The organism is Agromyces sp. NPDC058104 (assembly GCF_042884835.1).
GTDB lineage: Bacteria > Actinomycetota > Actinomycetes > Actinomycetales > Microbacteriaceae > Agromyces.
The window spans coordinates 140,462-164,347 of the sequence record NZ_JBHVTD010000004.1 but is presented as its reverse complement, the minus strand read 5'-3'; the positions used below and the strand labels follow the sequence as shown (position 1 = coordinate 164,347).

General features: G+C 73.9%; 21 protein-coding genes. 12 read left to right on the top strand and 9 right to left on the bottom strand.

The features are described 5' to 3' along the window. Positions 1-23 precede the first annotated feature (23 nt). From ACFVTH_RS18195 to ACFVTH_RS18185, 3 genes are all read right to left on the bottom strand, one after another. On the bottom strand, positions 24-1,229 hold the full coding sequence (locus ACFVTH_RS18195) for a homoserine O-acetyltransferase (RefSeq protein WP_387094023.1): 1,206 nt from the start codon (positions 1,227-1,229) through the stop codon (positions 24-26). A gap of 113 nt (positions 1,230-1,342) precedes the next feature. After that, complete coding sequence (locus ACFVTH_RS18190) at positions 1,343-2,665, bottom strand: bifunctional o-acetylhomoserine/o-acetylserine sulfhydrylase (protein ID WP_387094020.1); 1,323 nt, start codon at positions 2,663-2,665, stop codon at positions 1,343-1,345. A 118-nt stretch (positions 2,666-2,783) separates the two neighbouring features. Next, positions 2,784-3,884 carry an acyltransferase family protein gene (locus ACFVTH_RS18185; protein ID WP_387094017.1) on the bottom strand — a complete coding sequence of 367 codons (1,101 nt, stop codon included), beginning with the start codon at positions 3,882-3,884 and terminating at the stop codon, positions 2,784-2,786. Positions 3,885-4,093: 209 nt separating this feature from the next. Between ACFVTH_RS18185 and ACFVTH_RS18180 the strand changes: the two genes are divergently transcribed. From ACFVTH_RS18180 to ACFVTH_RS18125, 12 genes are all read left to right on the top strand, one after another. Further along, the gene (locus ACFVTH_RS18180; RefSeq protein WP_387094014.1) at positions 4,094-5,599 is read left to right on the top strand and encodes an agmatine/peptidylarginine deiminase; all 1,506 of its coding nucleotides are present in this window, start codon (positions 4,094-4,096) and stop codon (positions 5,597-5,599) included. 112 nt (positions 5,600-5,711) lie between these two features. Continuing rightward, on the top strand, positions 5,712-6,500 hold the full coding sequence (locus tag ACFVTH_RS18175) for an SDR family oxidoreductase (protein ID WP_387094012.1): 789 nt from the start codon (positions 5,712-5,714) through the stop codon (positions 6,498-6,500). Between the two features lie 2 nt (positions 6,501-6,502). Next, positions 6,503-7,270 carry a potassium channel family protein gene (locus ACFVTH_RS18170; protein WP_387094010.1) on the top strand — a complete coding sequence of 256 codons (768 nt, stop codon included), beginning with the start codon at positions 6,503-6,505 and terminating at the stop codon, positions 7,268-7,270. A 54-nt stretch (positions 7,271-7,324) separates the two neighbouring features. After that, positions 7,325-7,840 carry a phosphoribosyltransferase gene (locus ACFVTH_RS18165; protein ID WP_386941906.1) on the top strand — a complete coding sequence of 172 codons (516 nt, stop codon included), beginning with the start codon at positions 7,325-7,327 and terminating at the stop codon, positions 7,838-7,840. Beyond that, positions 7,837-8,553: a Type 1 glutamine amidotransferase-like domain-containing protein gene (locus ACFVTH_RS18160; RefSeq protein ID WP_387094007.1), complete on the top strand. Its 717-nt coding sequence runs from the start codon at positions 7,837-7,839 to the stop codon at positions 8,551-8,553. The genes ACFVTH_RS18165 and ACFVTH_RS18160 overlap by 4 nt, the downstream gene beginning before the upstream one ends. After that, positions 8,553-9,248, top strand: coding sequence for a uracil-DNA glycosylase (locus ACFVTH_RS18155; RefSeq protein WP_387094238.1), 696 nt, complete (start codon positions 8,553-8,555; stop codon positions 9,246-9,248). The genes ACFVTH_RS18160 and ACFVTH_RS18155 overlap by 1 nt, the downstream gene beginning before the upstream one ends. A gap of 63 nt (positions 9,249-9,311) precedes the next feature. Next, entirely contained in the window at positions 9,312-9,890 is a 579-nt protein-coding gene (locus tag ACFVTH_RS18150) for a GNAT family N-acetyltransferase (protein ID WP_387094004.1), read from the top strand. A 96-nt stretch (positions 9,891-9,986) separates the two neighbouring features. Then, positions 9,987-11,411, top strand: a complete 1,425-nt coding sequence (locus ACFVTH_RS18145) for an amidase (RefSeq protein WP_387094001.1) — start codon at positions 9,987-9,989, stop codon at positions 11,409-11,411. A gap of 57 nt (positions 11,412-11,468) precedes the next feature. Next, complete coding sequence (locus ACFVTH_RS18140) at positions 11,469-12,338, top strand: ABC transporter ATP-binding protein (RefSeq protein ID WP_387093998.1); 870 nt, start codon at positions 11,469-11,471, stop codon at positions 12,336-12,338. A gap of 73 nt (positions 12,339-12,411) precedes the next feature. After that, positions 12,412-13,383: an ABC transporter substrate-binding protein gene (locus tag ACFVTH_RS18135; protein WP_387093996.1), complete on the top strand. Its 972-nt coding sequence runs from the start codon at positions 12,412-12,414 to the stop codon at positions 13,381-13,383. Continuing rightward, positions 13,355-15,469, top strand: coding sequence for an iron ABC transporter permease (locus ACFVTH_RS18130; protein WP_387093993.1), 2,115 nt, complete (start codon positions 13,355-13,357; stop codon positions 15,467-15,469). Before ACFVTH_RS18135 ends, ACFVTH_RS18130 begins: the two co-directional genes overlap by 29 nt. 41 nt (positions 15,470-15,510) lie before the next feature. Next, positions 15,511-16,473 (top strand): siderophore-interacting protein, encoded by a 963-nt coding sequence (locus ACFVTH_RS18125; protein ID WP_387093990.1) that lies wholly within the window; start codon positions 15,511-15,513, stop codon positions 16,471-16,473. Here the strand turns inward: ACFVTH_RS18125 and ACFVTH_RS18120 are convergent. The 6 genes from ACFVTH_RS18120 to ACFVTH_RS18095 all read right to left on the bottom strand — a co-directional run bounded on the left by ACFVTH_RS18120 (position 16,436) and on the right by ACFVTH_RS18095 (position 23,854). Beyond that, the gene (locus ACFVTH_RS18120) at positions 16,436-16,879 is read right to left on the bottom strand and encodes a Fe-S oxidoreductase (protein ID WP_387093987.1); all 444 of its coding nucleotides are present in this window, start codon (positions 16,877-16,879) and stop codon (positions 16,436-16,438) included. The two genes, ACFVTH_RS18125 and ACFVTH_RS18120, sit on opposite strands and share 38 nt — an antisense overlap. After that, positions 16,876-18,387: a dihydrolipoyl dehydrogenase family protein gene (locus ACFVTH_RS18115; protein ID WP_387093984.1), complete on the bottom strand. Its 1,512-nt coding sequence runs from the start codon at positions 18,385-18,387 to the stop codon at positions 16,876-16,878. Before ACFVTH_RS18115 ends, ACFVTH_RS18120 begins: the two co-directional genes overlap by 4 nt. A 113-nt stretch (positions 18,388-18,500) precedes the next feature. Next, the gene (locus ACFVTH_RS18110) at positions 18,501-19,352 is read right to left on the bottom strand and encodes an arginase family protein (RefSeq protein ID WP_387093981.1); all 852 of its coding nucleotides are present in this window, start codon (positions 19,350-19,352) and stop codon (positions 18,501-18,503) included. A 101-nt stretch (positions 19,353-19,453) separates the two neighbouring features. After that, positions 19,454-20,188 (bottom strand): PspA/IM30 family protein, encoded by a 735-nt coding sequence (locus ACFVTH_RS18105; RefSeq protein WP_387093978.1) that lies wholly within the window; start codon positions 20,186-20,188, stop codon positions 19,454-19,456. 88 nt (positions 20,189-20,276) lie between these two features. After that, positions 20,277-22,268 carry a TPM domain-containing protein gene (locus ACFVTH_RS18100; protein ID WP_387093976.1) on the bottom strand — a complete coding sequence of 664 codons (1,992 nt, stop codon included), beginning with the start codon at positions 22,266-22,268 and terminating at the stop codon, positions 20,277-20,279. Between the two features lie 41 nt (positions 22,269-22,309). Next, positions 22,310-23,854, bottom strand: coding sequence for a hypothetical protein (locus ACFVTH_RS18095; protein ID WP_387093973.1), 1,545 nt, complete (start codon positions 23,852-23,854; stop codon positions 22,310-22,312). Positions 23,855-23,886: the final 32 nt, after the last annotated feature.

Below are 23,886 nucleotides of genomic sequence, written 5' to 3'. Positions count from 1 at the left end.
GAGGCGTTTCGAGACGCCGGCGACTAGGCGGCGAGCAGCCGGGCGAGCTCGGCGCCGACCGCATCGTCCTCGATGAGGAAGGCGTCGTGGCCGAACTCCGAGGCGATGACGACCGGCTCGGGCCCGTGCACGCTGTGCGGAAGGAGTGCGGCGATCTCGCGCTGCCCGGCGAGCGGGAAGTAGCGGTCGCTGTCGATGCCGAGGACGAGGCTCTTCGCCTGCACCTGCGCGAGCGCCGCCGCCACCCCGCCGCGCCCGCGCCCGACGTCGTGCGAGTTCATCGACTCGGTGAGCACGATGTAGCTGTTCGCGTCGAAGCGCCGGGTGAACTTGTTGCCGTGGAAGTCGAGGTACGACTCGACCGCGAAGCGCCCGTCGCCGCCGAGCGGGTCGAGCTCGGACTGCCAGCTGCGCTCGAACCGGTCGTTGAGCTCGGCGGCGGTGCGGTAGTTCAGCATCGCCATGCGGCGGGCGAGCGCGAGCCCGCGGGTGGGGCCCTCGCCGTCGGGCGCGTCGTAGAACGCGCCGGCGGCGAACGCCGGATCGGTGCGGACGGCCTCGATCTGCACCGAGTTCAGGGCGATCTGGTCGGCGGTGGTCGCGGCCGGCGCGGCGAGCACCGCGATGCGTTCGACGGCCTCGGGGGCCTCGATCGCCCACTCGAGCACGTGCATGGCGCCCATCGAGCCGCCCACGACGGCGGCGAATCGATCGATGCCGATCGCCCGGGCGAAGGCGATCTGCGCCCGCACCTGGTCGCGGATGGTGAGGAACGGGAACCGGGCGCCCCACTCGCTGCGGTCGGGCGCGAGCGAGGCCGGGCCGGTCGAGCCCTGGCAGCCCCCGAGCACGTTCGGCGCCACCACGAAGTAGCGGTCGGTGTCGATCGCGAGTCCGGGGCCGACGACGCCGCGCCACCAGCCCGCACTGGGGTGCCCAGGGCCGGCCTGCCCGATCACGTGGCTGTCGCCGGTGAGGGCGTGCAGGACGAGCACGGCGTTGTCGCGCTCGGGCGAGAGCGCCCCCCACTGCTCGTAGGCGATGCGGACCCCGGGGAGCTCGCGCCCGGACTCGAGCGCGAGGTCGCCGATGCCGACGAACCGGCGGTCGCCGACCGCGTCGCCCTCGCGCCACGCGCCCGTCGCAGGGGCGCGGCCGAGCAGCGCGAGGGCGCCCGCAGCGGGCACGATGCTCGCGGGAACCGCGTCGGCCGTCGTCTGCCAATCCATGTGTCGATTCTCCCGCGTCCCCGGCGCCCGGCGCCCCATTGTTACGCCGCCCGAGACGGCGGATGCCGCGAGCCGGGGTCGGCTCGCGGCATCCGCCGTGCGTTCGGGGCGCGTCAGACGCGCGCCGCCTCGGTCGCCGCGCGGGCCGCCGCGAAGCCGGCCTCGAGGTCGGCCTTGAGGTCGTCGATGTTCTCGATGCCGACCGAGAGACGCACGAGGCCCGGCGTGACGCCGGTCGTGAGCTGCTGCTCGGGGGTCAGCTGCGAGTGCGTCGTCGACGCCGGGTGGATGACGAGCGAACGGACGTCGCCGATGTTCGCGAGGTGCGAGAACAGCGAGAGGTTGTCGACGAGCGCGCGACCGGCGTCGACGCCGCCCTTGAGCTCGAACGAGAGCACCGCGCCGACGCCCTTGGGGGCGTAGGTGTTGGCGGCCGCGTACCAGGGGCTCGACGGCAGGCCCGAGTAGTTCACGCTCGCGACGTCGGCGTGGTCGTCGAGCCACTCGGCGATCTCCTGCGCGTTCTGCACGTGGCGCTCGACGCGCAGCGAGAGCGTCTCGATGCCCTGGATGAGCTGCCACGCGTTGTTCGGCGCGATCGCCGCGCCGAGGTCGCGGAGCAGCTGCACGCGCGCCTTGATGATGTAGGCGAGGCCGTCGCCGACCGCCGCGGTGTAGCTCGCGCCGTGATACGAGGGGTCGGGCTCCGTGAGTCCGGGGAACTTCTCGACGTTCTTCGACCACTCGAACTTGCCGCCGTCGACGATGACGCCCCCGACGACGGTGCCGTGACCGCCGAGGAACTTCGTCGCCGAGTGGACGACGATATCGGCGCCGTGCTCGAACGGGCGGATGAGGTAGGGCGTCGCGATGGTGTTGTCGACGATGAGGGGCAGGCCGGCCTCGTGGGCGACGGTCGAGACGAGGCCGATGTCGAGCACGTTGATCTTCGGGTTGCCGATGGTCTCGGCGAAGAAGAGCTTCGTGTTGGGCCGCACCGCGCGACGCCACTCCTCGGCGTCGTCCTGGTTCTCGACGAAGGTCGTCTCGATGCCGAGCTTCGCGAGCGTGTACTTGAAGAGGTTGTAGGTGCCGCCGTAGATCGACGACGACGAGACGATGTGGTCGCCGGCCTGCGCGATGTTCAGCACGGCGAAGGTCTCGGCCGCCTGGCCCGAGGCGACGAGGAGTGCGCCCGTGCCGCCCTCGAGCGCGGCGATGCGCTCTTCGGCGACCGCCTGGGTCGGGTTCTGGATGCGGGTGTAGATGTTGCCGAACTCGGCGAGCGCGAACAGGTTCTGCGCGTGCTCGGCGCTGTCGAACACGTACGAGGTGGTCTGGTAGATCGGCGTCGCGCGCGCCTTCGTCACGGGGTCGGGGGCGGCGCCCGAGTGGACCTGCTTGGTCTCGAAACGCCAGGCGGCGGTGTCGCTCATGGGTGGCTCCTCAGAAGTCGGGTGGCGGCGGGGCCGCGGGTGTTGCAGTCACGTTAGGCGGGCGCGGCGGCGCGGGCAACGGACCCCGCAACACGGCGTCACGGGCAGCGGCGCGACCTCAGTGCCGCTCGGGGTCGGGCGGCAGCACGAGCGTTCCGGTCGCGGTCGACGGCTCGGGGCGGAAGAGCCAGCGTGCCCGCGGCTCGACGAGCGGCCGGAACACCCGGCGCACCGGCTTCAGGGAGAGCACGACCGAGATGCCGATGCAGAACAGGATCATCGCGGGAAGCACCCAGAACGGCTGATCGCCCGCGAGCAGCTCGGTCTCGCGGAAGGGGAAGAGCACGAAGGTGTGCAGCAGGTAGATGTACATCGTCGCGCCGCCGAACGGGGTGAACCAGTGCGCGCTCCGCGGCATCAGCACGAGAAAGGCGACGGCGAGCACCATCGCGGAGAGGAGCAGGACGAGGCGGATGCCGCCGGACCAGGGCTCGTCGTAGCCGATCGCCTCGTACGACTCGTCGTAGAGCATGAAGCGCCGCAGCTTCAGGTCGCGCAGCGTCTCGATCGTCATCGGCATGAACGCCAGCACGAGCGCGAAGAGCGCGATCGCGCCGGCCCGCCAGCGCCAGGCGACGGCGGCCCGGAGCTCGAGCCAGCGGCCCGTGAGCTGCCACTGCCGGACCTTCCACCCGAAGACGAAGAAGGGCAGCATGCCGAAGGTGCGCGTGAGGGCGAAGGTCGAGTCGATCGTCTCGGTGTACCCGGCGCCGATCGAGATGACGATCGCGATGAGGAGCGGGAACCGCAGCAGCACGAGGTACGGCAGGACGATGCGCCAGATCGCGAGCGCGATGAGGAACCACAGCGTCCACGACGCGGTCGTGTAGTCGAGGTCGAACCCACCGCCGAGGATCCACCTGATCACCGTCCAGATCGTCTCGAAGATCAGGAACGGGAAGACGATGTCGGTGAGGACCTGCTTGAGCGCTCGGGCGTTCGGCGGGCCGGACTTCGCGAAGTAGCCGCTCACCGTGACGAACACGGCGACGTGGAACGAATAGATGAACAGGTAGACGCTGTACGCCGAGTCCGACTCGGCGATGAGGGGGAGGATGCCGTGGCCGATCACGACGAGCGTGATCGCGATCCACCTCGCGTTGTCCCAGAGGGGGACCCGCTTGCGCGTCGGCTTCCGGGGTTCGAGCCTCGTGTGCATCAGTCCATTCAACCGCACGGCGCCGCGGGCGCCGCCGCGAAGCGGTCGGTCGGCCTGCTCCACGGCCGGTCGGCGGGCCGGATTCTCCGAATCGCTTGACATCGCCGCGAATCGGCGTGAGTGTGGTCGCATTAGTTGGATGAAATCCAATTAATGCCCGGATGCCGGGCTCGACCTCCACGACGGCGTGGACGAGGGAAGGAAGCAGCGTGACCGAACACGACAGCGACGACCGCACCACCACGGGCCATCCGCGCAGGCGGTTCCTGGCCGGCGCCGGGCTCGCGGCGCTCGGCGTCATGGCGGCGGCGACGAGTGCCAGGCTCCTGACGGCGGTCGACCCCGCGCAGGCGGCGGGCTCGTTCGCCGTGCCCGGCGAGGCCGGCCCGCTCAAGCGGATCTGGATGGCCTGGCCCTCCAGCACCTCGATCTGGGGGAGCCTCCTCTCGGGCATCCAGGGCGACATCGCCAAGATCGCCGACGAGATCGTGAAGACCACCCCCGTCATCATGCTCGCCGACGGCGCGACCGCCGCGAGCGCCGCGCGCAGCCGGGTGAGCGCCGCCGTCACGGTGATCAGCTCGATCCCGGTCAACGACTGCTGGATGCGCGACTCCGGCGCGGTGTTCCGCACCGACGGCGCGGGAGGCCTCGATGCCATCGGACTGAACTTCAACGGATGGGGCAACGAGCAGACGCACGCCAAGGACGCGCTCGTGGCCGAGCGGATGGCCGCCTACAACGGCATCGCCTTCACCGCGGCGAGCGTCGTCGGCGAGGGCGGCGGCGTCATCGCCGACGGCGACGGCACCCTCATCGCCAACCGCAGCTCGTGGGTCGACTCGGCGCGGAACCCGGGCAAGACGGAGGCCCAGATCGAGGCCGAGCTCCTCCGCGTGTACGGCGCGACCAAGATGATCTGGTGCCAGGGAGTCTCCGGGCAGGACATCACCGACGACCACATCGACGCGACCGTGCTCTTCACCGCGCCGGGCAAGGTGATCGTCCAGCTCAGCAACCCCGCACGGCCGACCAGTGTCTGGTCGCAGTCGGCGATCGCGACCCGCAACCTCCTCGCCTCGTCGACCGACGCCAAAGGGCGGCAGCTGCAGGTCACCACCATCTACGGGCCCGCCTCGCTCCCGCGCATCCCGCAGGCCCAGCAGTCGACGTTCTTCGACGGATATCTCAACTGCATCGTGGCCTCAGGATCGGTCATCACCGCCCAGTTCGGCGACGCGACCACCGACGCGGCGGCGCGCGACGCGCTCGCCGCGGCCTTCGGGCGCCCGTGCGTGCAGCTGAACCTCGACGTCCTCATGGGCGAGGGCGGGGGCGGGGCGCACTGCGTGACGATGGAGGAGCCCATGAGCTCCGGCGGGCCGACGCCCACGCCGACCCCGACGCCGGGCGCCGCCGTCACGGCTGATCGCACCTCGGTCGTTCGCGGCGGCACGATCCGGGCGACCGTGACGGGCGGGCCCGGCGGCCGGCGCGACTGGGTGGGGCTGTACCGCGCGAGCGACTCCGATCAGGCCGGCGGCGTCGTCGAGAAGTACCTCGACGGCTCGACCACCACCCCGCCCGCGACCGGGCTCATCTCGGCCACGATCGCGTTCACCGCGCCGTACTCGCGCGGGACATACGAGTTCCGCTTCTTCGCGGACGACGGGTACACCCGGCTCGCCAAGAGCGCCACATTCCAGGTGACCTGATCCCGCACGGCTCCGCGCCGGCGCCGATCCGTACCCCTCGGCGTGCGACGGGGTCGCGGATCGGTCGCCGGCGTTCCCGCGCCGGCGCCCCGAATGCGGGCAGAATGGGCGCATGGCGAATCTGCGGGCGGTCGTGACGGGTGCGAGTTCGGGCATCGGTCGTGCGACCGTCACCGCGCTGCGCGACGCCGGATGGGACGTGGTGGGCGTCGCCCGCCGCGAAGACCGGCTGCGCGAGCTCGCAGCCGAGACCGGGGCATCCGTGTTCGTCGCCGACCTCACGAAGCAGGCCGACGTCGACGCGCTGCGCGACCACCTCGCCGCGACCGGGCCCGTGCACGCACTCGTCAACAACGCGGGCGGGGCGAAGGGGCTCGACTCGGTCGAGGCCTCCTCGATCGACGACTGGGCGTGGATGTTCGAGGTGAACGTGCTCGCGCTCAAGCGGGTGACGAGCGCGCTCCTACCGCTGCTGCGCCGTGGCGCCGTCGAGCGCGGCGTCGCCGACATCGTCAACATCACCTCCATCGCCGGGCACGTCGCCTACGCCGGCGGCGGCGGCTACAACGCGGCCAAGTTCGCCGCCCATGCGCTCACCGAGGTGCTGCGCCTCGAACTCAACGGCGAGCCGCTGCGGGTCATCGAGGTGGCGCCCGGCATGGTCAAGACCGACGAGTTCGCCCTCGTGCGGTTCGGCGGCGACCGGGCCCGCGCCGACGCCGTGTACGACGACGTGCCCGAGCCGCTGACCGCCGAGGACATCGCGGGCGTCGTCGCCGACGCGGTGCAGAAGCCCCGCCACGTCGACCTCGACCTCATCGTCGTGAAGCCGGTCGCCCAGGCCGCGCCGTACCGCCTGGCCAAGGGCCGGCTCGCGGTCCGCTCGGACGAGGAGGGGTGAGCGTGGCCGCTGAGGCGCCTGCACCCCGTCGCGAGGCCTGGGAGCGCCGCACCACGGTTCCGCTCGTGGTGCTCGGCATGGTCTTCATCGTCGCCTACACGATCTACGTGCTCGCGCCGTGGATCCCGCGCGGCCCCGGCTCGCCGCTCTTCATCGCGCTCCTCGCCGCGTGGATCGTCTTCGTCGTCGACGTCGTCGTGCGCATCTCCCTGACCCCCCGCGGCGGGCGGTGGGCGTTCGTGCGGTCGCACCCGATCGACATGCTCTCGGCGATCATCCCGCTGTTCCGCGCCTTCCGCGTACTGGCCCTCCTGCACAACATCCCGTACCTGCAACGTCGCAGCGGAGCGGCGGTGCGCGCGAACATCATCATCTACGGTTCGACCTACGCCGTCGTCTTCATCTACTTCATCGCCCTCGCCACCCTGCAGGCCGAGCGCAACGCCCCCGGCGCGACCATCACGACGTTCGGCGACTCGATCTGGTGGGCGATCGTCACGATCGCGACGGTCGGCTACGGCGACATGTACCCGATCACGGCGGAGGGCCGCTTCTACGCCGTCTTCCTGATGTTCGGCGGCGTCGCCATCGTCGGCACGGCGTCGGCGACGATCATCTCGTACATCGGCGAGCGGGTGGGGCGCGTCCACTCGCGCCACCACGACGCCGACGTGGCGGCCGCGGAGACCGGTATGGAGGCCCCGGGGCGCGCGATCCAGGAGGCGATCGAGGACGCCGGGCAGCCGCCGGCGGACGAGACCGGCCGCTGACCGGCCCGCGCCGTCGCTGACGCCGTCACGACGCGCGCGGGCTAGCCTTGTCCCATGACGTTCGATGCGAATGACGCGGCGACCGGCGACCCCGGCATCCGTCGCGAGATCCTCGATTGGGACCAGTTCGGCGAGGCGGCGCGCTCGCTCGCGGGGGAGGTGCTCCTCTCGGGCTTCCGGCCCGACGTGGTCATCGCCATCGCCCGCGGGGGACTGCTGCTCGCCGGGGCGATCTCGTACGCCCTCGGCACGAAGCAGTGCGGCTCGATCAACGTCGAGTTCTACACCGACATCGAGAAGGTGCTGCCCGAGCCCGTCGTCCACCCGCCGATGCTCGACGCCCCGGCGCTCGCAGGCAAGCGCGTGCTCCTCGTCGACGATGTCTCCGACTCGGGGCGCACGCTCGCGAAGGTGCTCGACCTCCTGACCGAGGTCGGCGCCGAGGTGCGCACCGCGACCCTCTACACGAAGTCCCGCACGATCCTCGTGCCCGACTTCAGCTACCGCGACACCGACGACTGGATCGTCTTCCCCTGGTCGTCGAAGCCGCCGGTTCGGGTCGACGCATGAGCGTGCATCTCGTCGGGGGCGGCGCCCTCGCGATCGCGGATGCGCCGCTGTACGCACCGTTCCTCGACGAGGCCGCCGCGCGTGCGCGAGCGGCCGGCCGTGCGCGCCCGCGCATCGCGGTGATCTCCCTCCACCCCGAGGCCGCCGAGCGGGCCGGCGTGCTCGTCGACGTCCTCACCGCGGCCGGCGCCTTCGACGCGCACGTGACCGCGCAGCCGGGCGGCGCACCGGTCGCGCCGACCGCGCTCGCCGACGTCGACGGCATCGTCGTCGGCGGCGGCATCGTCGAGCAGGTGCGGGCCGGGCTCGAACCGGTGTTCGGCGAACTCCGCCGGCAGGTCGCCGGGGGAGTGCCGTACCTCGGCGTCTCCGCCGGCGCGATGGTCGCGGCCGAGGGCTCGCTCGGCGGCGGCACGCGCATCGACGGGGTGCAGCTCGCGCCCGAGGACCCGGAGCAGCCCGCCGAGGAGTTCGAGATCGAGCAGGGCATCGGCCTCGTCGACGTGTCGATCGACGCCCACGTCGCCCAGCGCGGCTCGCTGTCGCGCCTCGTCGCGGCCGTCGAGTCGGGCCTCGTCGAGGGCGCGCTCGGCATCGACGAGCGCACGGCGCTCATCGTCGGCGAGGGCGGGCTCCGCGTCGAGGGCTCGGGCAGCGTCTGGCGCGTCCTGCCGGCCGACGGCGGGGTGCTGGTCTCGACGATCGGCGCGTGATGGCGGCGATGCGGCTCGACGAGCTCGCCGCCGCGAGCCGCATCGACCCCGGCTGGGCCGGGGCGCTCGAGCCCGTCGCCCCGCAGCTCGCGCGCATGAGCGAGTTCGTGCAGACCGAACGCGCCGCGGGCCACGCCGTGCTGCCGGCCGACGAGCACGTGCTGCGGGCCTTCGCCGCGCCGCTCGCCGACGTCAGGGTGCTCATCGTCGGACAGGACCCGTACCCCACCCCGGGGCATCCGATCGGGCTCTCGTTCGCGGTCGACCCGCACGTGCGCCCCCTGCCGCGGAGCCTGCAGAACATCTATCGCGAGCTGCGCGACGACCTCGGCGTCGAGACGCCCGCGCATGGCGACCTCACCCACTGGAGCCGGAACGGCGTGCTGCTGCTGAACCGCGTGCTCACCGTGCGCCCCGGCGCGGCGGCCTCGCACCGCGGCAAGGGTTGGGAGCCGGTGACCGACCACGCGATCCGCACGCTCGCGGGGCGCGGCGGCCCCCTCGTCGCGATCCTGTGGGGGCGCGACGCGCAGCAGTTGCGTCCGCTCCTCGGAACGACGCCCGTGATCGAGTCCGCGCATCCGAGTCCGCTGTCGGCGTCGCGCGGCTTCTTCGGCTCGCGCCCGTTCAGCCGGGCGAACGCGCTGCTCGTCGAGCAGGGCGCCGCCCCGATCGACTGGAGCCTGCCGGACTGAGGCGGCGGCGGGGCATCCGGTTCGCGAAACACGCGCGTGATCTCGGCGACGTAGGCTGGCGGAATGCTCGAAGAGGAATACCAGGAACGGCGGGTGCTGCCGCGGCACCTGCGACCGCAGCCGCCGGCCGAGGCGCCGTTCGAGTACGCCATCCGCGACGCCGTGGCGGCCGACCTGCCCTCGGTGCGCGAGATCTACAACTACTACGTCGCGAACTCCACGGTCACCTTCGACGAGGACGCGATGACCCTCGCCGAGTGGCGCGCGAAGTTCGCGCAGCTCACCGAGCTCGGTATGCCGTTCCTCGTGGCCGAGTCGCCCTCGGGGCAGCTGCTCGGCTACGCCCTCGTCGCGCCCTGGAAGCCGAAGCGGGCCTACCGCTACACCGTCGAGAACTCGATCTACCTGGGCCCCGCCGCGTCGGGCAAGGGCCTCGGACGGGTGCTGCTCGGCCAGCTCATCGAGCGTTCGAAGGCCGCCGGGCTGAAGGAGATGATCGCGGTCATCGCCGACCAGGGGGCCGAGGCGTCGATCGCGCTGCACGAGAAGTTCGGATTCACCGAGATCGGCCGCATGGGCCGCGTCGGGTTCAAGTTCGACCGCTGGCTCGGCACGGTGCTGCTGCAGCGCTCGCTGAAGTAGGCCGGATGCCACGGGCCGCCGCCGTCGGCCGGCCGTGCCGGGCGCCCGCGCCGCCCGGTGCCGCTCCGCCGGGCGCCGCGCCGTAGGCTCGACGGCATGACCGAGCTGCACGACCACACCGCCCTCGAGCTCCATCAGCTGCTGCAGCGGGGCGGGGTGTCGCCGGTCGAGCTCGCGAGCCACTACCTCGAACGCATCGAGCGGCTGAACCCCGAGGTCGGCGCCTTCGAGACGGTGACGGGAGAAGCCGCCCTCGAGCGCGCCTGGCTCGTCGAGCGCGAGGTGCCGCGCGCGAGGCCGCTCTGGGGCATGCCGCTCGCCGACAAGGACCTGCAGCGACGGGCCGGGGTGCCGGCGCGCTTCGGCTCGCGCGCCTTCGCCGACTTCGTCCCCGACGAGTCGGACGAGCTCGTGCAGGCGGTCGACGCCGCCGGTGCGGTGAGCCTCGGCAAGACGGCGACGCCCGAGTTCGGCCTGCCGTCCTACACCGAGGGACTCGCCGCTCCGCCCGCACGCAACCCGTGGGACCTCTCGCTCGGCGCCGGCGGATCGAGCGGCGGCGCGGCGGCGGCCGTCGCCGCGGGCATGCTGCCGTTCGCGCCGGGCTCCGACGGCGGCGGCTCGATCCGCATCCCGGCCGCGGTGTGCGGGCTCGTCGGGGTCAAGCCCTCGCGCGGGCGGGTGCCGGGCGGGTCGGGGCTCGCGAGCCTCGCCGGACTCGGCGTGGCCGGGCCGATCGCGCGCACGGTCGCCGACGCGGCGCTGCTCCTCGACGGGCTCATCGCCCCCGAGGGCTACCCGGCCGCCCACCGCTTCGCCGTGCGTGCGCCCGGCGACGACGGGCCCTTCCTCGGCGCCGCGGTGCGCGGCGAAGGGCGGTTCCAGCTCGGGGTGCTGCTCGACAGCCCGTGGGACGAGGCCTACGACATCGCGATCGACGAGCCATCGCGGGGGGCGCTCGACCTGGCGGTCGACGTGCTCGCGGGCCGCGGCCACGGCATCGAGGAGCTGGCATCCGCGCCCGAGCCCGGCTACGCCGAGGCGTTCCGCACGATCTGGCAGGCGGGCGCCGCGACGATTCCCGTCGACGGCGAGCGCGAGGCGCTCCTCGATCCGCTCACGCGGTGGCTGCTCGGGCGCGGCCGCGCCGTGCCGGCCCGGCAGCTCGCCGAGGCCCTGGCCTGGCTCGCGGGCTTCGAGCAACGCGTCATCCGGCGCTTCGCCTCCTACGACGCGGTGCTGACGCCGGCCCTCGCGCTCACGCCGCGACCGGTCGGCTGGTACGACCCCGAGGACGGGGAGCGGAACTTCGCCCAGCAGGTGCAGTTCACCCCGTTCACCTCCTTCGTGAACGTCTCGGGGCTGCCCGCGATCACGGTTCCGGTCACGGAGACCGAGTCGGGCGTGCCGCTCGGCGTGCAGCTCATCGGACGACCCGGCGGGGAGGCGGTGCTCTTCGCGATCGGGGCGCAGCTCGAGCGCCGCGTGCGTCGTGCGGCGCTGCATCCGGCCCTCTGGTGACGTCGGGCGACGACGTCGAGTTGACGCACTTAGGTAAGCCTCACCTATAGTGGAGGCATGCTCGGTCTCGACCTCACGATCTCCTACAACGGCACGCCCGTCGTGCACGGCGCGGAGCTCCACCTCGAACCGGGCAAGGTCACCGCGCTCGTCGGCCCGAACGGCAGCGGCAAGTCGACGTTGCTGCGGGCGCTCGCGCGTCTGCACCAGCCCGACTCCGGCCGGGTGCTGCTCGCCGACGGCGACGCGCACACCGTCTCCGAGGGCGGCGCCACGACGGCCGGCCACCTCGCCGAGCACGGCGTCGACGCGGCCACGCTGAGCGCACGCGAGTTCGCGCGCCGAGTCACGCTCCTCGCGCAGAGCCGGCCCACGCCCGGCGGCCTGACGGTGCGCGAGCTCGTCGAGTTCGGCCGCCACCCGCACCGCGGGCGCTTCATCACGGGCGACGCGGGCGGCGCCGCGATCGTCGACCGCGCCATGGAGCTGACCGGAGTGGCGAACCTCGCCGGCAACGCGGTCGACCAGCTCTCGGGCGGGCAACTGCAGCGGGTGTGGCTCGCCGCCTGCCTCGCGCAGGACACGGGCGTGCTGCTGCTCGACGAGCCGACCACGTACCTCGACCTCCGCTACCAGGTCGAACTGCTCGACCTCATCCGAGAACTCGCCGACGAGCACGGCGTGACGATCGGCGTGGTGCTGCACGACCTCGACCAGGCCGCCGCGATCGCCGACCGCATCGTGCTGCTCGAGTCGGGTCGCGTGCGCGCGGTCGGCACCCCCGCCGAGGTGCTCGTGAGCGACGTGCTGAGCTCGGCCTACGGCATCCGCGTCGACGTCGACGTCGACGAGCGCGGTTGCATCACCACCTGTCCCATCGGTCGCTACAACACGCGGCAGCGCACCGACCGGCTCGTCGTCGCCTAGCGGCGACGCCATCCACCACCCCCAACGCGCGGTCAGTCATGCCCGCGCGCCGATCCGTGAGGAAACCTCCCCCATGAGAACACCCGCCATCACCCTGGGCGCGGTCGCTGCGGCGTCGCTTCTGCTCCTGACCGGCTGCGGCACCACCGAGACGCCCGAGGCGTCGACCGGTGGCGACGCCGCCGCGATCACGCTGACGGACGACCGCGGCGAGGAGATCTCGCTCGACGCCCCGGCCGAGAAGGTCGTCGCCCTCGAGTGGAACACCGCTGAGAACCTCGTCGCGCTCGGCGTGATGCCGACCGGTGTCGCCGATGTGGCCGGCTACACCACCTGGGTGCAGTCCGAGGAGCTCGACGACAGCGTGACCGACGTCGGCATGCGCGGCGAGCCCTCGGTCGACGCGATCGCCGGGCTCGCGCCCGACGTGGTGCTCACCACGAGCGACCTGCCCGAGACCGTGATCTCGCAGATCGAGGAGTTCGCACCCGTGCTCGTGGTGCGCGGCGCCGACGCGTCGAACCCCATCGGCCAGATGGAGACGAACCTCGAGCGGATCGCCACCCTCACCGGCACCGAGGAGGAGGGCGAGGAGCTGCTCGCCGAGTTCCACGCGAAGATCGACGAGGGCAAGGCCGCGCTCGATGAGGCCGGGCTCGCCGGCACCCAGTTCATGATGAGCGACGCCTGGGCGAGCGGCGGCCAGGTCTCGATCCGCCCGTTCACCGAGGGCGCCCTGCTCACCGCCGTGACCGAGGAGCTCGGCCTCGAGAACGCGTGGACGGGCGAGGGCGACGCCGACTACGGCCTCGGCTCGACCGACGTCGAGGGACTGACCGGGCTCGGCGACCTCGAGTTCCTCTACATCACCGGTGACGGCGTCGACGCGTACGGCGTCGACCTCGCCGACAACGCGGTCTGGAAGTCGCTGCCGTTCGTCGCGAACGGCAACGTGCACCGCCTGCCCGACGGCATCTGGATGTTCGGCGGCCCGTCGTCGATGAACGACTACATCGATGCGGTCGTCAGCACCCTCGCGGGCTGAGACGGTCGCGGCGCCGGCCGGGGGCGAACGCCGCCCCCGGCTCGGCGCCGTGCTGCTCATCGCCCTGGGGCTCGTGGTCGCGACGCTGCTCGCCGCCGTCCACGTCACCCAGGGATCGGCCGACGTGGGGCTCCCCGAGCTCCTCGGCCTGCTCACCGGCACCGGCGGCGACGAGCAGTCGGCCGCGGTCTTCCTCGCGTCGCGCATGCCGCGGATGGTCGCGGGCGTCGTCGTCGGCATCGCGCTCGGCGTCGCGGGCCTCGTCCTGCAGTCGGTGTCGCGCAACGTGCTCGCCTCGCCCGACACCCTCGCTGTGAACGCCGGCTCGTACCTCGCGGTCGTCGTGGTCGCCGCCTTCGGCATCTCGCTGCCCGTGCTCGGCGGGGGAGCGGTCGCGTTCCTCGGCGGACTCGCGGCGGCCGGCCTCGTGCTCGCACTCTCGGCGGGCGGCTCGCGCTCGTCGGGCTCGGGCGGCGGCACCGTCAGGCTCGTGCTCGCGGGCTCGGCCATCGCGCTCGCGCTCACCGCGCTCACGACCATGCTGCTGCTCCTCTTCCCCGAGCGCACCAACGGCCTCTACGCCTGGAGCCAGGGCACCCTCGCCCAGACCGGCATCGGACCGGCCGCGCAGCTCGCGCCCGTCGTGATCGTCGCCGTCGTGGCGCTCCTCGTCTTCGCCCGCCAGTTCGACCTCGTCGCGCTCGGCGACGACACCGCGACCGTGCTCGGCGTCCACGTTCGGCGCACGCGCCTCATCGGCGTCCTGATCGCCGTGCTGCTCTCGGCGGCCGCGGTCGCCCTGGTCGGCCCCATCGGGTTCGTCGGCCTCTCGGCGCCGGCGATCGTCCGGCTCATCGCGGTGCGCGTCCCCGGCATGCAGAAGCACGTGCTCCTCATCCCGGCCGCTGCCGTCATGGGCGTCATCGTGGTGCTCGGGGCCGACGTGCTGCTGCGGCTCGCGTTCGGCGGCCAGGCCGGCGTCGAGGTGCCCACCGGCATCGTGACCACGATCTTCGGCGCGGTGTTCCTGGTGGCGCTCGCGCTGCGCTCGCGCGCCACCTCCGAGGCGGCGAGCGGCTTCGTGATCGGCGCCGGGCTGTCGCAGCGCGGGCGCCGCCTCGTCATCGGCGGCTCCGTCGTCCTCCTCGTCGTGCTCGCGTTCGTCTCGCTCCTGCTCGGCGACGCGAAGCTGCTCGGCGGCGACGTGCTCAACTGGCTCACGGGCCAGGCCGGCCCGCTCGTCGAGTTCGTCATGAACACCCGCGCCCCGCGCGTGGCCGCCGCGATCCTCGCCGGCGCCGCACTCGCGGTCGCCGGCACCGTGGTGCAGGCCGTCTCCCGCAACCCGCTCGCCGAGCCGGCGATCCTCGGCGTGACCGGCGGCGCCGGGGTCGGGGCCGTGCTCGTCATCACGTTCTGGCCGCTCGCGACGTTCGTCGGCGTCACGACCGGCGGCTTCGCCGGCGCCGCGGTCGCCGCGCTCATCGTCTTCGGGCTCTCGCTGCGCGGAGGGCTCGCCACCAGCCGGCTGATCCTCGTCGGGCTCGGCGTCTCCGCCGCGGCCTCGGCGATCGTCGCGATGCTCATCATCGCCACCGACCCGTACAACGCGGCGAAGGCGCTGACCTGGATGTCGGGGTCGACCTACGGCCGCACCTTCCCGCAGCTGATCCCGCTGCTCGTCGTGCTCGCGGTCTCGCTGCCGGTGCTCGCCGGCATGCGCCGCGAGCTCGACCTGCTCGCCTTCGACGACGACACCCCCCGGGTGCTCGGCGTCCGGCTCGGGAGCGCCCGCCTCGGCCTGCTCGCGATCGCCGTCGCCCTGACCGCGACCGCGGTGTCGGCCGTCGGCGTCGTCGGGTTCGTCGGCCTCGTGGCGCCGCACGCCGCGCGGGCCCTCGTCGGCGCCCGGCACGGCCTCGTCCTGCCGCTCGCCGCGCTGCTCGGCGCGCTGCTCGTCACCGTGGCCGACACCATCGGCCGCACCGTGATCGCGCCCGGCCAGCTGCCCGCCGGTCTCGTCACCGCGGTCGTCGGCGCGCCCTACTTCGTCTGGCTGCTCTGGCGCTCGCGCCGAACGGCCTGACCCGAACGCCCTCCACCGATCCCTACGACAGGAGCCCCAGCATGGCCAAGCCCGGATACCGCGTCTTCGAGACCGCCGTCGGCGAGATCCGCCGGCTCAGCCCCCACTTCGTGCGGGTGACGTTCCGCGGCGACGAGCTGCGGGACCTCGGCTGGGACGGTCCCGACCAGCGGATCAAGGTGATCCTCCCGTTGGGCGACGGCGATGGCGACGGCTTCGGTCACTTCCCGACCGGCGACGACTGGTTCGGCTCGTGGCGGGCGCTCCCCGACGAGCGCCGCAACCCGATCCGCACCTACACGATCCGCGACGCGCGGCCCGGGCAGGGCGAGCTCGACGTCGACTTCGTCGCCCACGGCGACAGCGGCCCGGCGTCGAGGTGGATCGCGCGCGCCGAGGCGGGCGAGCGGATGCTCCTGATCGCCCCCGACGCGACGGCCGACGAGCCGTCGGGCGGCTGGGAGTGGCATCCCGGCGATGCGAGCACCCTGCTGATCGCGGGCGACGAGACCGCGGTGCCCGCGGTCTCCGCGATCCTCGAGCAGCTGCCCGACGACGCGCAGGGCGCGGTCTTCCTCGAGGTGCCCGACGCGGCCGACGCCCTCGAGCTGCGGGCGCCCGCCGGCGTCTCCGTGCAGTGGTTCGATCGCGGCGGCGACGCGGGGCCCGTGCAGGAGTACGGCGGCTGCCTCGTCGAGGCGGTCCGCACGTGGGCCGACGCCTGGGCCGAGACGGCCCGGCGCGACGGGATCGACGGCGTCGAGGGCTCGCCGGTCGCGGCCGCGCCCGCCGACGGGCCGGAGACCGAGCTCCCGGCGCTCGCCGAGGACGAGATCCTCTGGGAGGTGCCCGAGCCCGCCCGCGACGGCGGCTTCTACGCCTGGCTCGCCGGTGAGGCCACCGCGATCACGACGCTGCGCCGCCACCTCGTCAAGGGCCTCGGCGTCGATCGCAAGCGGGTCGCGTTCATGGGGTACTGGAAGCTCGGCCGGGCCGAGGGGTAGCCCGCCGCGGGGCGGAGCCGCGCGGCAGGTAGCCGCCCGCTTCGAGGCCCGCCTCGATCTCGAAGCGGTTCCGCAGCGGGTCGCGGCCGGCGATCAGGTACAGGAGCGGGAAGAGCATGCCGTACCGGCGCCACTGCTCGCGGTGCACGGCCTCGTGCCCGAGCACCCGGTCGCCGTCGTTCGCCCCCGTCAGGTAGCAGCCGCCGACGCACGACCCGCCGCGCCCGAATGTCCAGTTCGGCATGCCGGTGAACACGATCAGCCCGTTGCGGCGGCGGATCGGCCCGGTGCTCCAGATGAAGCCCCACGTGAAGCCGACGGCCGTGGCCCACCAGTAGCCGAGCCGGCTGATCGGCGAGTCCGTCAGCCGGATCCGCACGGTCGTGCCCGGCTTCGTGCCGCTCACGCCGCGGGCTCCTCGTCGTCGGCGCGGTCGGGGGCGTCGCCGGGCTCCGAGCCCGCGGCCGCGGCCTCGGCGGCGCCCGGGCGGCCGAGCGCCTCGAGCAGGCGCAGCCACACCTCGCTCATGGTCGGGAAGGCCGGCACCGCGTGCCACAGCCGATCCACCGGCACCTCCCCGACGATCGCGATGGTCGCCGCGTGCGCGAGCTCCGAGACATCCGGCCCGACGAACGTGGCGCCGATCACGGTGCCGAGCGCCGCGTCGACGACGAGGCGGGCCCGGCCGGTGAAGCCGTCGGCGTGGATGCCCGCGCCGCTCACGGAGGCGAAGTCGACGTCGGCGACGCGCACCGCCCTGCCCGAGCGCCGGGCCGCCTCGGCGGTCAATCCGACGGCGGCGCACTCGGGTTCGGCGAACACGATCTCGGGCACGGCGGAGTGGTCGGCCGTCGCCGTGTGCGCACCCCACGGCTCCAGCTCGAGCGGGCGGCCGGTCGCGCGAGCCCCGATGAGGTCGCCCGCAGCGCGCGCCTGGTACTTGCCCTGGTGGGTGAGCAGCGCACGGTGGTTGACGTCGCCGACGGCGTAGAGCCACGGCGCCTCGTCGTTCGTCGACGCGCGCACGAGCAGGCTGTCGTCGACGTCGAGCCACGCGCCGGGCTCGAGGCCAACGGTCTCGAGGCCCACCTCGTCGGTGCGGGGGCGCCGGCCGGTCGCGACGAGCACCTCGTCGGCGTGGAGCAGCTCGCCGTCGCCGAGCTCCAGCCGGACCTCGCCGTTCGGCTCCCGGTCGACGCGCACCACGTCGACGTCGAGGTGCACGGATGCCCCGATCCCGCGGAGTCCGTCGACGACGGCTTCGCCCGCGAAGGGCTCCATGCCGCCGAGCAGCCCGTGCCGGGCGAGCACGGCGACCTCGGTGCCGAAGCCCGCGAAGACCGTGGCCATCTCGACGGCGACCGCTCCGCCGCCGATGACGGCGAGTCGTCGCGGGGGAGTCTTGACGCTCGTGGCCTCGCGACTCGCCCACGGCGCCGCCAGGGCGAGCCCGTCGATGGGCGGGATGACCGGGGCGGAGCCCGTCGACAGCACGACCGCGTGTCGCGCGACGAGCGTCACGGTCTCGCCGTCGGCGCGCTCGACGACGACGCGGCGGGGGCCGTCGAGCCGGCCGTGCCCGCGTTCCAGCTCGATGCCGACGCTGTCGAGCCAGCCCACCGCGCCGTGGTCGTCCCAATCGGAGACCCAGTAGTCGCGTCGCCGCAGCACCGCGTCGACGTCGAGCTCGCCCGTGGCCGCCTCGGCGGCCCCGGGGACCCGGCGGGCCGCACGCAGCGCCGCTGCGCTCCGCAGGAGCGTCTTCGACGGCACGCACGCCCAGTAGGAGCACTCGCCGCCGACGAGCTCGTGTTCGACGACGACGACCTCGAGCCCGGCCGCCCGCGCCCGATCGGCGACGTTCTCGCCCACCGGGCCCGCTCCGATCACGATCACATCGGTCTCGCGCTGCATCGCCGCCCCCTGTCATGAGTCGTCGGGACGGGCCGCGATGCCGCCCGTCCGCCGCGCGGTCGTCCTGACGCCGCGCCGTCCGACCAGCCTAGGGGCGGGCGACGGTGCGCGGGTCAGCCGCGCGTCCGCGCGCCCGAAGTGAGCGCCCCGACGAGCCGGAGGATCGTGGGGAGGTCGTCGACCGCGGACTCGGGGCTCGACGGGGTGAACCCCGCGATCGCCGCGCCCGCGACCGTGAAGCGCGCCACCACCTCGCGGACGAGGGCGGCGAGCTCGCCCGCCCCGATGCCGAACGGCATCGGATACGAGAGGCCGGCGAGCGCCGAGGGGTCGAGCACGTCGAGATCGATGTGCACGAAGACGTTCGACGCCCCCGTCGCCTCGAGCTCGGCGATGACGGCGGTCGGATCGGAGAGGTCCTCGACGGTCAGCACCGAGACGCCGTGCTCGTCGATGAAGCGCCGCTCCTCCTCGTCGATCGCCCGCACGCCGCCGAGCACGAGCCGGCCGGGCGCGACGCGGCTCGCCTCGTCGAGGGCGAGGCCGTCGGCGCCGTCGCCGGTGATCGCCCGGAGGGTCATGCCCCCGAACCCGCCGGACGGCGAGGTCTCGGGCGTGTTGAGGTCGGGGTGGGCGTCGAGCCAGAGCACCGCGAGGTCTCCGCCCGTCCGCTCGACCGCGTGCGCGACGGAGGCCAGCGAGCTGCCGCAGTCGCCGCCGATCGTGAGCGCCCAGTCGGGCACCTGCGAGAGCGCCTGCGCGGTCGACTCGCGCACCCGGCGGATCGTGCTGTACCGGTGCACGCCCGTGCCGAGCGACTCACCGGCCTCGACGGGCACTTCGACGACGACGGTCGAGGAGGAGGGCAGGTCGCCCCGGATGGCCTCGGCCCCGTCGGCGAGGCTCATGGCGCGCGAGGAGACCGATCCCTGCCAGAGCGGAACGACGACGAAGGTGGCGGGCATGACACCAGTATCGCGCCCGGACCGTCGCTCGACCACCGGAGACGACGGATGCCGCGACCGACGGGCGGTCGCGGCATCCGATTCGTGCCGGGAGGCGGCGCTCAGCCGCCGATCGCGCCCTGCGAGCCGCCGGCCTTCAGCGCGGCGAGGCGTGCGTCGACCTCGGTCAGCTCGCCGAGGTCGTCGAGCTCGTTGAACTGGGCGTCGAGGCTCGAGGCGGCCAGCTCGGCCTGGCCGCGCACGACGGCCTCCTCGCGCCGGATCTTGTCCTCGAAGCGGCCGATGTCGCTGGTCGGGTCGAGGATGTCGATCGACTTGACCGCGTCCTGCACCTGCTTCTGCGCCTGCGCCGTCTTGGCACGCGCGACGAGCTCGGAGCGCTTGTTCTGCAGCTGGACGAGCTTCTCCTTCATGCCGTTGAGGCCCGACTTCAGCTTGTCGACGACCTCGGTCTGCGCGGCGATCTGCGGCTCGGCCGCCTTCGCCTCGTTCTCGGCCGAGATCTGGCGGCTCAGCGCGACCTTCGCGAGGTTGTCGAACTTGTCGCCGCCCGAGGCGTCGCCGGCGGCGCGCAGCTCGTCGCCCTTGCGGCTCGCCGCGACGGCCTTCTCGCCCCACTCGCGCGCCGCCTCGACGTCCTCGCGGTGGTCGTCCTCGAGCAGGCGCAGGTTGCCGATCGTCTCGGCGATCGCGGCCTCGGCGTCGGCGATCGAGTTGGTGTAGTCGCGCACCATCTGGTCGAGCATGAGCTGCGGGTCTTCCGCCTGGTCGATGAGGGCGTTGATATTGGCTCGGACGAGCTGCGAGATCCGCCCGAAGATGGACTGCTTGGTCATGGTTGCTCCCTGTTCGTGGTTCTGCGGTCGGTCGATGGTCGATGCGGGCGGGGTCGTGCGCGGTCGTCGCGGTGGCGGTCGTCGTCGTTCAGAATCGGCCCCCGCTTCCGCGGCGCGAGCGGGTCGACGAGCCGCCGAAGCTGCCGGGGGAGCGTCGACCCCCTCCGCCGAAGCCGCCGCCGCCTCCGCCGAAGCCGCCGCCTCCGCTGCCGCCGAAGCCGCCGCCTCCGCCGCCGCCGAGCACCGAGTTGATGAGGATGCCGCCGAGCACCGCGCCGAAGAGGTCGCCGCCTCCGCCCGAGCCGCCCTGCGCGGGGCCTGCGCCGCCGTAGCCGCCGAAGCCGCCGACGTCCTGCTGGGCGAGCTGCATCGCCGATCGGGCGAGCTGCTCGGAACGCTGGGCCGCCGCGAGGGCCGCCGCGGCATCGCCCTGCGCGGTCTGCTCGGCCTGCACCAGCAGGCGGCCGGCCTCGGCGAGGCGCGTTCGGGCCTCGGCTCCGACGGCGCCGCGCCGCGCGACGAGGTAGTCCTCTGCCGCCTGCACCTGGCTGCGCGCGGACTGCAGGCTCCGCCCGAGCTGCGCCTGCGTGCGCGCGGCCTGCTCGGCGGCGTCCCGTGCGCCCTGGATGGCGGCGTCGATCTCGCCGTCGACCTGCTCGAGGCGCGCCTGCAGCGCGAGGGGGTCGCGGCCCGGGGCGACGATCGCTCGACGCAGCTCGGATGCCTCGCCCGCGACCCGATCGGCGAGCGCGCTCGTGCCGTCGCCGGCGAGGCCGCGGGCGGTCTGCACGTCGCGGTCGAGTTCGTCGGCCCCGGCGGCGACCGCCCGGTCGGCGGCGGCGAGCTCCGCCGCGAGCCGCTCGATCGACACCGAGAGCAGCTGGGCCTGGTCGACCGCCTCCTCCGCCGCGCGGATCTCGACGGCGGCGGGGCCGCCCTCGCCGCGGCCGACCGCGGCCCTGGCCTCGTTCAGCGCCTCGCGGGCGAAGGCCATGCGCGTCTGGGCCTGGGCCGGGTTGTCGGCGACCGGGGCGAGCGCCGAGGCGGCGTACTGCGACTGGAGGGCGGCGAGACGCTGGGCCGCCGGGGCGATGCCGCGCTCGACGGTCGCGGCGAGCGCGTCGACCCGGGCCAGCGCCTCGGGCGCGTTGCGTTCGAGGTCGCGGAGCTCGTCGAAACGGGCGGCCTGCTCGTCGAGCAGGGCGTCGGCCTCGCCGGTGAGGGTGATGATGCCGCCGTACCAGGCGCGACGCTGCTCGTCGGTGTCGGGCTCGGCGTCGTCGAGCCGCTGCTGCAGCGCGAAGGCCTCGGCGATCTTCGCCTTCGCGCCCTCGAGTGCGGCGCGGAAGTCTGCGGTGGCCTCGTCGCCGTAGGAGGCGACGGCGAAGCCGAGCTCCTCCTCGCTCGTCTTCAGCGCGTCGTCGGCCTGCACGAGCGCGCCGCCGGCCTGGCGTCGCAGCTCCTCGATCGACGGCTGCGGGGGCCCGGCGCCCTCGGCCGGCTTCCGCTTCTTGCGACGGGCGAGCACGATCCAGACGATCACGACGACGGCGGCGGCGATGACCAGGAACCAGATGAAGCCGGCGCCCCAGGCCCCGCTGCCGGCGTCGTCGCCGGCGATCGCCGCGGAGCCGGCGATCGCGGCGCCCGCCCAGTCCTCGTCGCGCAGCTCGGGTTCGATGACCTCGAGGCTGATGCGGTCGAGCTCCTCGTCGGAGAGCGAGGCGTCGCTGGCCGCGGAGAGGAAGTACTGGCGCCCCTCGACCGCGACCGCGAGCAGGTAGTCCTCGTTGCCGAGGCCGTTGTCGATCGCCGTCTGCTCGGCCCAGGCGTCGGCCGCCGAGGGGTTCTCGAACTCGTCGACGTAGGCGACGAAGAGCTGGCGTCCGCTGCGCTCGGCGTCGGCCGCGAGCGCGGACTCGACCTCGGCGGTGCGGGCGCCGAGCGCGCCCGCGGTGTCGACGACGGGGGAGGAACCGAAGGAGACCGGGTCCTCAGCCCAGGCGGCGCCGGCCGCTCCGACTCCGATCGACCCCGCGATCACCGCGGCCGTCACGAGCCATCTGCGTCCTGCGCGCATGCACCAGTGCCTTTCCCCCGTCCGGACGGACGCCTCCGAGTCTAGGGCGACCCCGACCGCCACGTCCACGACGTGCCGTCGTGATGGGGTCGGTCGCCCGGCCGCGCGCCGTCGGACTGTTCGGCCGCGTCGATCGCGGCGGAGGCGCGGTCGAGGAGCCCCGCGAGGAACTCGGAGACGCGCCCGTCGCCACCGGAGGCGAGGTCGAACATCCGCCCGTCGGCGGACGGGGTGTCGGCGACGCCGTCGCGTGCGATGGCCATCGCCCGACGAGCGAGGTGCGAGGCCGCGTCTGCGCGGTCGCGGGCGTCGGCGGGCGGCAGGTCGGCGCGCGAGGCCTGGGCGAGCGCCTCCCGCGCTTCGGCGAGGAGCCCGCGCGCCTCGTCGCGGCGGATGCGGGCAGCGGCGTCGGCCGGCTCCGCGGCGAGCGAGTTGGCCGCCGTGCTGACGAGCATCCGCGCTCCGGCGAGGGCGCTCGAACGCTCGGCGACGGTGCGCTCGACGGCGCGGGCCGAGTCGGCCGCAGCGCGGATCTCCGCGTCGATCGCGGCATCCGCCCGGACGACGCGCCGCCCGAGCCCGGCCGGGTCGCGGCCGATCGAGGCGAGCGCGCCGCGGAGCTCGAGGGCCTCGGCCTCGAAGCGATCGGCGACCTCGGCGAGCCGCGTGCTGCCGAGGGCGCGCGCGTGCGCGACGTCGCGCTCGAGCGCCGCGATGCCCTCGGCGACGGCGAGGTCGGCGGCGGCGAGTTCGGCGCGGTGCGCCTCGCCGGTCGTGATGCCTGCCGCCGCCCGTCGCAGCTCGCCGCGCGCCGACTCGAGCTGCAGGCCCGCCAGGGCGGCGCTCCCGACCCCGGTCGGACCGATCGCGGTGAGCCGCGCGCGTGCGCGGGCGAGCGCGGCGCGCGCCTCGCCGAGCGCTGCGATGCCGGGCTCGACGGCGTCGGCCGCGTAGCTGCGCCCGGCGTCGTCGAGCCGTGCGGCGGCCGCGGCGGCCGCAACCTCGAGCGTCTCGAGCTCGGCGGCGAGCGTGGCCGACTCCTGGGGCGCCCGGGCGCCGAGCCCGCGGAGTCGCTCGAGCGAGCTGCTGGCCTCGTCGAGCGAGGCGTCGACCTCGGCGGTGAGCTGCAGGATGCGCTCGAACGCGCGTCGTCTGGTCTGCTCGTCCGCGATCGCGGAGCCGGCCTCGCGCTGCAGCGCGAAGGCCGCGGCGAGCTGCTCGCGCGCGCCGTCGAGGTTCGCGGCGAGCGCGTCGGCGACGTCGTCGCCGTCGATCGCGCGGGCGTAGTCGGTCTCGGCGGCCTCGGCGGCCACGCGGTCGTCGGATGCCACGAGGGCGAGGCCCGCGCGACGCTCGAGCTCGGCGAGCCCGACGGCCGGGGCGTGCGATGCGGCACGCGCCGTCGCACGACGCGGAGGGGGCAGCGATTCGCGGCGCTTCGCCCGTGCGTCGAGGATCCGGAGCACGCTCATGGCGACGATCGCGGCCGCGACGAGGAGCACGATCAGGGCCGGGCCGGAGTTCCATTCGGGCGCGAACCCGGGCGGCATGGCGGCGAGCGGGACGTCTCCGGTGCCGAGGCGCATGCGCGAGGCCTTCCTCATCGAGTGATCGGGGT

Excerpts from the sequence above, each read along its gene's own strand:
- ACFVTH_RS18195 (WP_387094023.1), bottom strand. The coding sequence starts at position 1,229 with ATGGATTGGCAGACGACGGCCGACGCGGTTCCCGCGAGCATCGTGCCC.
- ACFVTH_RS18190 (WP_387094020.1), bottom strand. The coding sequence starts at position 2,665 with ATGAGCGACACCGCCGCCTGGCGTTTCGAGACCAAGCAGGTCCACTCG.
- ACFVTH_RS18185 (WP_387094017.1), bottom strand. The coding sequence starts at position 3,884 with ATGCACACGAGGCTCGAACCCCGGAAGCCGACGCGCAAGCGGGTCCCC.
- ACFVTH_RS18175 (WP_387094012.1), top strand. The coding sequence starts at position 5,712 with ATGGCGAATCTGCGGGCGGTCGTGACGGGTGCGAGTTCGGGCATCGGT.
- ACFVTH_RS18165 (WP_386941906.1), top strand. The coding sequence starts at position 7,325 with ATGACGTTCGATGCGAATGACGCGGCGACCGGCGACCCCGGCATCCGT.
- ACFVTH_RS18160 (WP_387094007.1), top strand. The coding sequence starts at position 7,837 with ATGAGCGTGCATCTCGTCGGGGGCGGCGCCCTCGCGATCGCGGATGCG.
- ACFVTH_RS18155 (WP_387094238.1), top strand. The coding sequence starts at position 8,553 with ATGGCGGCGATGCGGCTCGACGAGCTCGCCGCCGCGAGCCGCATCGAC.
- ACFVTH_RS18150 (WP_387094004.1), top strand. The coding sequence starts at position 9,312 with ATGCTCGAAGAGGAATACCAGGAACGGCGGGTGCTGCCGCGGCACCTG.
- ACFVTH_RS18145 (WP_387094001.1), top strand. The coding sequence starts at position 9,987 with ATGACCGAGCTGCACGACCACACCGCCCTCGAGCTCCATCAGCTGCTG.
- ACFVTH_RS18140 (WP_387093998.1), top strand. The coding sequence starts at position 11,469 with ATGCTCGGTCTCGACCTCACGATCTCCTACAACGGCACGCCCGTCGTG.
- ACFVTH_RS18135 (WP_387093996.1), top strand. The coding sequence starts at position 12,412 with ATGAGAACACCCGCCATCACCCTGGGCGCGGTCGCTGCGGCGTCGCTT.
- ACFVTH_RS18130 (WP_387093993.1), top strand. The coding sequence starts at position 13,355 with ATGCGGTCGTCAGCACCCTCGCGGGCTGAGACGGTCGCGGCGCCGGCC.
- ACFVTH_RS18125 (WP_387093990.1), top strand. The coding sequence starts at position 15,511 with ATGGCCAAGCCCGGATACCGCGTCTTCGAGACCGCCGTCGGCGAGATC.
- ACFVTH_RS18115 (WP_387093984.1), bottom strand. The coding sequence starts at position 18,387 with ATGCAGCGCGAGACCGATGTGATCGTGATCGGAGCGGGCCCGGTGGGC.
- ACFVTH_RS18110 (WP_387093981.1), bottom strand. The coding sequence starts at position 19,352 with ATGCCCGCCACCTTCGTCGTCGTTCCGCTCTGGCAGGGATCGGTCTCC.
- ACFVTH_RS18105 (WP_387093978.1), bottom strand. The coding sequence starts at position 20,188 with ATGACCAAGCAGTCCATCTTCGGGCGGATCTCGCAGCTCGTCCGAGCC.
- ACFVTH_RS18100 (WP_387093976.1), bottom strand. The coding sequence starts at position 22,268 with ATGCGCGCAGGACGCAGATGGCTCGTGACGGCCGCGGTGATCGCGGGG.
- ACFVTH_RS18095 (WP_387093973.1), bottom strand. The coding sequence starts at position 23,854 with ATGCGCCTCGGCACCGGAGACGTCCCGCTCGCCGCCATGCCGCCCGGG.